This window comes from Collimonas fungivorans, assembly GCF_028292705.1.
In the GTDB taxonomy this organism is placed as follows: Bacteria; Pseudomonadota; Gammaproteobacteria; order Burkholderiales; family Burkholderiaceae_D; genus Collimonas; species Collimonas fungivorans_B.
Genome location: NZ_JAQGLV010000361.1, coordinates 1 through 6,759, shown reverse-complemented (window position 1 = coordinate 6,759; position 6,759 = coordinate 1). Strand labels below are relative to the sequence as shown.

The 6,759-nt window shown below is 59.4% G+C and carries 8 protein-coding genes; 6 read left to right on the top strand and 2 right to left on the bottom strand.

The genetic code is table 11. The annotated features are described in order from the left end of the window. The first annotated feature begins 65 nt into the window (after nt 1–65). From JWQ61_RS20075 to JWQ61_RS20050, 6 genes are all read left to right on the top strand, one after another. On the top strand, nt 66–350 hold the full coding sequence (locus tag JWQ61_RS20075) for a 2TM domain-containing protein (protein WP_304362066.1): 285 nt from the start codon (nt 66–68) through the stop codon (nt 348–350). Continuing rightward, a complete protein-coding gene (locus JWQ61_RS20070; RefSeq protein ID WP_304362065.1) occupies nt 347–1,441 on the top strand; it encodes a sensor histidine kinase in 1,095 nt (364 codons plus the stop codon). The genes JWQ61_RS20075 and JWQ61_RS20070 overlap by 4 nt, the downstream gene beginning before the upstream one ends. Continuing rightward, entirely contained in the window at nt 1,438–2,232 is a 795-nt protein-coding gene (locus JWQ61_RS20065; protein WP_304362064.1) for a LytTR family DNA-binding domain-containing protein, read from the top strand. Before JWQ61_RS20070 ends, JWQ61_RS20065 begins: the two co-directional genes overlap by 4 nt. A 193-nt stretch (nt 2,233–2,425) precedes the next feature. Then, the gene (locus JWQ61_RS20060; protein WP_304362063.1) at nt 2,426–4,201 is read left to right on the top strand and encodes a glutamine--tRNA ligase/YqeY domain fusion protein; all 1,776 of its coding nucleotides are present in this window, start codon (nt 2,426–2,428) and stop codon (nt 4,199–4,201) included. Between the two features lie 134 nt (nt 4,202–4,335). Continuing rightward, on the top strand, nt 4,336–4,827 hold the full coding sequence (locus JWQ61_RS20055) for a DUF4429 domain-containing protein (RefSeq protein ID WP_304362062.1): 492 nt from the start codon (nt 4,336–4,338) through the stop codon (nt 4,825–4,827). Nucleotides 4,828–4,920: 93 nt separating this feature from the next. Next, entirely contained in the window at nt 4,921–5,430 is a 510-nt protein-coding gene (locus JWQ61_RS20050) for a DUF1993 family protein (protein ID WP_304362061.1), read from the top strand. Nucleotides 5,431–5,543: 113 nt separating this feature from the next. On the opposite strand, the gene JWQ61_RS20045 is transcribed toward JWQ61_RS20050, so the two are convergent. Both JWQ61_RS20045 and JWQ61_RS20040 read right to left on the bottom strand, forming a co-directional pair. Next, nucleotides 5,544–5,858 carry an EthD family reductase gene (locus JWQ61_RS20045; protein WP_304362060.1) on the bottom strand — a complete coding sequence of 105 codons (315 nt, stop codon included), beginning with the start codon at nt 5,856–5,858 and terminating at the stop codon, nt 5,544–5,546. Nucleotides 5,859–5,890: 32 nt separating this feature from the next. Next, on the bottom strand, nt 5,891–6,759 hold an 869-nt coding region (locus JWQ61_RS20040; RefSeq protein WP_304362059.1), incomplete at its 5' end, for a zinc-binding dehydrogenase.

Genomic DNA, 6,759 nt, shown 5'->3' with positions numbered 1-6,759 from the left:
CATTTTGCTGTCAGCCGCCGGCCATGGCGTTCAGAATTCAAGCATATCTGCACGGGAGAACAACGATGAACGACCACACCTTCAGTTACCAGGATGCGCAAGACCGGGTTGAACGCAAAATCGGTTTTTTCAGGCACCTGGCGATATACCTGATCGTCAATAGCGGCCTGGCGCTGCTGAACTACCTGCACAATCCCGGCCATGCATGGGTATTCTGGCCGGCCCTGGGCTGGGGAATCGGGTTACTATCACACGCCTTGGCGGTGTTCCTGCACGCTCCGGGCGCGCAGTGGAAACGGCGCATGATAGAACGCGAACTAGACAAACATAACCACAATCCTCACGCATGAAGCCGACCACCGCATTGCCGCAAAACGACCAGCCGCTGGCCCAGCGCCTGCTGCGCAGCCTGCTCGTCAACATCGGCATCGACGTCGTCTGCGCCCTGATAGTCACCTATGTGATGCGCATCAACGATCTCTTCTGGACCAACCTAGTGTTTTCGCTATGCATCGGCATGCTAGCGCTGCTGTTCATCCAGACCGGCCGCTATCTGTTCCAGCGCAAAGCAACGCTGCATAAAGTCCATTTTCTCGCATTCACAATGGTGGCTTCCGGCCTTGCCCTGTTCCTCGGCATCCGGCTGGCCAGCTGGCTGCTCGGCCTGCCCGTGGATGATTTCTCCATGTACATGAATATCGGCGGCCTCGGCCTGGTGATCCTCACGGTGTCGGTCTGCATCGGCGCCACGCTGTTCTTCTGGAATCTCAGCACGCTGGCTGAACTGCGCAACCAGGCGGCCACCGAAAAAGCGCGCGCGGTCGGCATCGAGAAACAGGCATTGCAGGCACAGCTGCAGATGCTGCAGGCGCAGATCGAGCCGCACATGCTGTTCAATACGCTGGCCACCCTGCAAAGCCTGATTGCGCTTGATGCACCGCGGGCGCAGCAGATGCTGGACCAGCTGATCCATTTCCTGCGCGCCTCGCTATCCTCGTCGCGCATCGAACAGACCACGCTGGCGCAGGAATTCGCCCTGATGGAGGCTTACCTGGAACTGATGTCGCTGCGCATGGGCAACCGTCTCAGCTTTGACCTGCAGTTGCCGGCAGCTTTGCGCGACACCGTGATAGCGCCGATGCTGCTGCAGCCGCTGGTGGAGAACGCCATCAAGCATGGCCTGGAACCCAAGATCGAAGGCGGCCGGGTCGAGGTTATCGCCAGCCGCCGGGGCCAGTTGCTGCTGCTCGACGTCAGCGACAGCGGCCTCGGGCTCACGGCCGGACTGCAGCAGCAGCCGGCCAGCCACGCCAGCCACATCGGCCTCAGCAATATCGATGAACGCCTGCAGGCGCTATATGGCGCCCAAGCCAGCCTGACCCTGAAACCCAAGCTGCCGCACGGCGTTATCGCTCAACTCCAGTTACCCATCCCGCCATGACCAACTCATCCAATTTGCGTGCCCTGATAGCCGAAGACGAACCGATCCTGGCGGCCGCGCTGCAACAAGCCCTGCAGCGCCTGTGGCCGAAGCTGCAGGTCATCGCCAGCGTCGACAACGGCCAGGCGGTAGTCGAGCAGACCCTCAGGCAGCGTCCCGACATCCTGTTCCTGGACATCAAGATGCCCGGCAAGACCGGGCTCGAAGCAGCCCAGGAACTGGCCGAGGAATGGCCGGAGAACGAGGCCTTTCCGCTGATCGTGTTTGTCACCGCCTACGACGAATATGCGGTCAGCGCCTTCGAACATGCGGCCGCCGACTACGTGCTGAAACCGATCAGCGACGCCCGCCTGGGCAAGACCATCGCCCGCCTGCAGCAGCGCCTGCAGCAGAACGGCGACGGCAATGCCGCGCTGGACAGCCTGATCGGCCAGTTGCGCAACATGCAGCCCAAGGCAAGCGCCGAGCCGCTGACCGTGATCCGCGCCGCGGTCGGCAACCAGATCCGCATGATCCCGATTGGCGACGTCATCTATTTCGAAGCCACCGATAAATACATCAATGTCGTCACCGCCGAGCACGAATCGCTGATACGCACCAGCCTCAAGGAATTGCTGCCGCAGCTCGACAGCCGGCAGTTCTGGCAAGTGCACCGCGGCACCATCGTCAATCACCAGTGCATCCAGCTGGCGACCCGCGACGAAAGCGGCAAACTGTCGCTGAAGCTGCGCGGCCGCAGCGAAAGCCTGGCGGTCAGCCGCGTATTCGCCCACCTGTTCAGGCAGATGTAGCTGGCAATCGCCATCCGGAAGGCAGTTTGCGATGGCATTTATGGCAATAAATGCCCTTTGCCCGCCCCCCTTTGCGAGCTGCGGGACCGCAGTGCAACAAAATCCCGCCGGCCGCGCCTGCAAAGCGCCACGCTACGGTAAAATGATTCATATCCTTATTCAGCAAAGCGCAAAGCGTACATATAGATCCTCCATGAGCAACGACCACACCAACGGCCACACCCCACCTGCACCAGCCTCGTCCAATTTCCTGCGCGGCATCATCGAAACCGACCTGACCGCCGGCGCCTACGCCGAGCGCAAGGACAGCCAGGGTCAGCCGTTGCCGCAGGTGGTCACCCGTTTCCCGCCGGAGCCCAACGGCTACCTGCACATCGGCCACGCCAAGTCGATCTGCGTCAACTTCGGACTGGCGCGCGACTACGCCGGCCGCTGCCACCTGCGTTTCGACGACACCAATCCTGAAAAAGAAGAACAGGAATACGTCGACACCATCATCGACAGCGTGCGCTGGCTGGGTTTCGACTGGACCGACAATACCGGCGAACACCTGTACTTCGCCAGCAACTACTTCGACCAGCTGTATGAAATGGCGGAATACCTGATCACCGCCGGCCTGGCTTACGTCGACAGCCAAAGCGCCGAACAGATGACCGCGAACCGCGGCAATTTCGGCGAGCCAGGCAAGGATTCGCCGTTCCGCAGCCGTTCGGCCGAGGAATCGCTGGACCTGTTCCGCCGCATGAAAGCCGGCCAATTCAAGGATGGCGAACATATCGTGCGCGCCAGGATCGACATGGCGTCGCCCAACATGAACCTGCGCGACCCGGCCATCTACCGGATCCGCCACGCCCATCACCACCGTACCGGCGACAAATGGTGCATCTATCCGATGTACGACTACACGCATCCGATTTCCGATGCGCTGGAAAACATTTCGCATTCGATCTGCACCCTGGAATTCCAGGACCACCGCCCGTTCTACGACTGGCTGCTGGAACACCTGAGCAGCGCCGGGTTCCTGCAAAAACCGGTGCCGCACCAGTATGAATTCTCGCGCCTCAACGTGACCTACGTGATCACCAGCAAACGCAAGCTGCGCCAGCTGGTGGACGAAGGCATCGTCGACGGCTGGGACGATCCGCGCATGCCTACCCTGGTCGGCATCCGGCGCCGCGGCTTTACGCCGGAATCGCTGCAGTTGTTCTGCGACCGCACCGGCGTCACCAAGTCCGACGGCTGGATCGACATGAGTTCGCTGGAAGGCGCCCTGCGCGAGGATCTCGATCCCAAGGCGCCGCGCGCCAGCGCCGTGCTGCAGCCGCTGAAGCTGATCATCGACAATTTTCCGGAAGGCGAAACCGTGGCCTGTCACGCGCCGGTCTATCCGCCTGCGCATCCGGAGCACGCCACGGCGTTGCGCCATTTCCCGATCAGCAAGACGCTGTGGATAGAACAGGAAGATTTCATGGAAACCCCGGTCAAAGGGTATTTCCGCCTGTTCCCGCCGAGCGCCGACAAGCCGGGCAGCCGGGTGCGCCTGCGCCATGGTTATGTGGTCGAATGCACCGGCTTTGACAAGGACGCGGACGGCAAGGTGATCGCGGTCCATTGCACCTACTTCCCGGACAGCAAGAGCGGCACCGAAGGCAGCGCCAACTACAAGGTCAAAGGTAACATTCACTGGATCAGCGTGGCGCATGCGATCGAAGCCGAAGTACGGCTGTACGACCGCCTGTTCACCGATCCGCATCCGGACGCCGGCGGCAAGGACTTCAAAGCGGCGTTGAATCCGGAGGCCAAGAAAGTGATCACCGCCTACCTCGAGCCGGGCCTGAAAGATGCCCAGCCAGAGCAGCGCTACCAGTTCGAACGGCACGGCTACTTCATCGCCGACCAGGTTGATTCGCAGCCAGGCAAGCTGGTATTCAACCGGACTGTTACCTTGAAGGACAGCTGGGGCAAGTAACAGACCTGGCAGCTGAAGACAAAGACGTCGCACCGTAAATCCGGTCCGGCGTCTTTCTCCATTCTGGCCGTGGTGTTACATTATGTGATGCATAGACAACAATAATCATCGTTTGAGACGAACTTGAAACAATCGTGAACCAGAAAGCAGCAGACGCAAACCAAGCCGTCATACAGGTAGAGATGCAGGTGCGCGGCATCAACGGCCAGGTAACCTTGCTCAGCGACCGCGTCCAGATAAAACGCGCCGGCGCCATGGCGCGCCTGACGCAATCCCGCAATAGTGAAAAAGACATCCCGGTCGCGGCCCTGAGCGCGGTCCGCGTCCAGTTGCCGGGCTTGCTGACCAATGGCTATATCCGCTTTTACCTGAGCCACGGCAAACAAAGCGACGACACCCTGGTCCGCGCGGCAAGCGACGAAAATACGGTACTGTTCAACCACAGGCAATTCACTAAATTCGCCAACCTGAAAACCGCGATCGAGAAAAAAATCGCGGCCTCCCAGGCGCTTACCCGCGCGCCAGTGGATTTTGAACAGCTGGACCGGCTGGCGGAGCAGTACAAACAGGGGCTGATTTCACGTTCCGAATGGATCAGCACCAAGAAAAAACTGCTGGGACTTTAGGGATATGGGGCAGTTGCAGCGAACTCAGCATGCAAGCACTATAATCACGCCACCTTTCCCGGACACCAAGCTACAACCAACCAAGGAACACCCATGACCATCTCCATGTACAGCGCCTCGATTCCCGTCTTCAAGCAGATGCTGAGCGCGCTCAACGACGTATTGGCAAAGGCCGAAGCACACGCGACCGAAAAGAAAATCGATCCCAATGCTTTCCTGCAGGCGCGCCTGTTCCCGGACATGTTCCCGCTGCTGCGCCAGGTGCAGATCGCTGCCGATTTCGCCAAGAGCGTGCCGGCCCGCCTGGCCGGCGCCGAAGTACCTTCTTATGAAGACAGCGAACTGACTTTCGCCGACCTGCATGCCCGCATCCAGAAGACGCTGGCATTCATCGACGGCCTGAGCGCGGCGCAGATCGACAGCAGCGCAACGCTGGAAATCGTCTTGCGTCCCGGCACGCCGAAAGAAAAGAAGCTGACCGGCCAGACTTACCTGCTGGGCTACGGCCTGCCGCAGTTTTTCTTCCATGTGACCACCGCTTATGACATCCTGCGCCATAACGGCGTGGAAGTCGGCAAGCGTGATTTCATGGGCGCTTATTAAGCTGACAGCAAACCCTGTCGGGCCTGCCTGAAAGATTCCTCGAAGAAAAGCCCCGTTCGTACCTGAACGGGGCTTTTCTTTTTCGGAGACGCGCCTGGGCGAGAACACGCCCCTCAGGCCACCACAACTTCACTGATTTGCATCAACGGAGTCAAGTCAGTGAAATTGGCAACGTCGCCAATGATTTCCGCACCGTGTTTGGCCATGCCAGCCTCAAAGGATGAGACTGAATCGCTGAAGATGTGGCACATGGCGATATATGTCGGCGCGGAACCAGGAGCGCCTCCGCCAATGCCTTTGTCGATGCTGTAATGCGAACAGGCTGCGCCCAGCCTGTCCTTTACCAGCGGCATATGCGTTTGCCGGTAATAGTCATGGTCGAACTTGGCATTCGCGGTGTTCGGGTACATTACGCTGATCTTGATCATGAAATTTTCCTTTCTGGTATCGCTGGCAATCGTTATCGCGGTACAGCCCCGCCTATATCCAGGATGATTTTTTTGCCTTGCACTGCGTGCGCAACCGCTTCCTTGATCCGCTCAATCGGATAGGTTGCCGCAATCGGTTGCAAAATAGCGTCCGGACCACCGATCATGCCCGCGACCTGGCGTAATGTCGAATTGATCTTCGGGATCATTTTCTCGCTATGCTCAAAAAACCCTTCGACAGTAAGTTCACCGCCAATAAGGACGCCGGCAGACAGCTCCATCGGCTTGAGCGTCACCGCGCCATAGACGACCAGTTTCCCCTTGGGGCTCAGCGTCTGCAGCAGGCGGCCGGCAGCCGGACCGCCTAGCACGTCTAAAGCCAGGCGGACATTCAATCCCTGCAGGCGCTCTTTGGCCACAGCGATGTCTTCATCGTCCACGATGACATGGTCGCAGCCACGAGATTTGACGATCTCCACGTCTTCCGCACGGCGAACCAGTCCTATCGTCTTCAGGCCTTTCTTCTTTGACAGCGTAATGAGCCATTGCGACAGGCCGGAAGTGGCAGAGTTGAATGAAATCGCATCGCCATGCTTAAGATCGACGTATTCGCTTAGCAGCAGCGCGGCCGTGACCGGATTGATTGCCAGCATCGACGCTTGCTTGGGATCCGCATCGCCGGGCACGATTACCAGCTGCTCCGCCGGAACCAGCAGGCGCTGCTGAAAACTCTTTACCGTCGGCGGCAGGACCACCCGGTCTCCGGGTTTCACTGCCGTCACGCCGTCACCGACCGCGAGAACTATGCCTGCGCCCTCGTTCCCGATTGTGGCTGGCAGTTCCGGTTTCCAGAGGTAAATCCCCCATGGAACCATCAAGTCATTGAAATTGATTGGCGCAT

Bases quoted from the DNA above. Each gene is read 5' to 3' on its own strand.
- JWQ61_RS20060 (WP_304362063.1), top strand. From the start codon at position 2,426: ATGAGCAACGACCACACCAACGGCCACACCCCACCTGCACCAGCCTCG.
- JWQ61_RS20065 (WP_304362064.1), top strand. From the start codon at position 1,438: ATGACCAACTCATCCAATTTGCGTGCCCTGATAGCCGAAGACGAACCG.
- JWQ61_RS20045 (WP_304362060.1), bottom strand. From the start codon at position 5,858: ATGATCAAGATCAGCGTAATGTACCCGAACACCGCGAATGCCAAGTTC.
- JWQ61_RS20075 (WP_304362066.1), top strand. From the start codon at position 66: ATGAACGACCACACCTTCAGTTACCAGGATGCGCAAGACCGGGTTGAA.
- JWQ61_RS20050 (WP_304362061.1), top strand. From the start codon at position 4,921: ATGACCATCTCCATGTACAGCGCCTCGATTCCCGTCTTCAAGCAGATG.
- JWQ61_RS20070 (WP_304362065.1), top strand. From the start codon at position 347: ATGAAGCCGACCACCGCATTGCCGCAAAACGACCAGCCGCTGGCCCAG.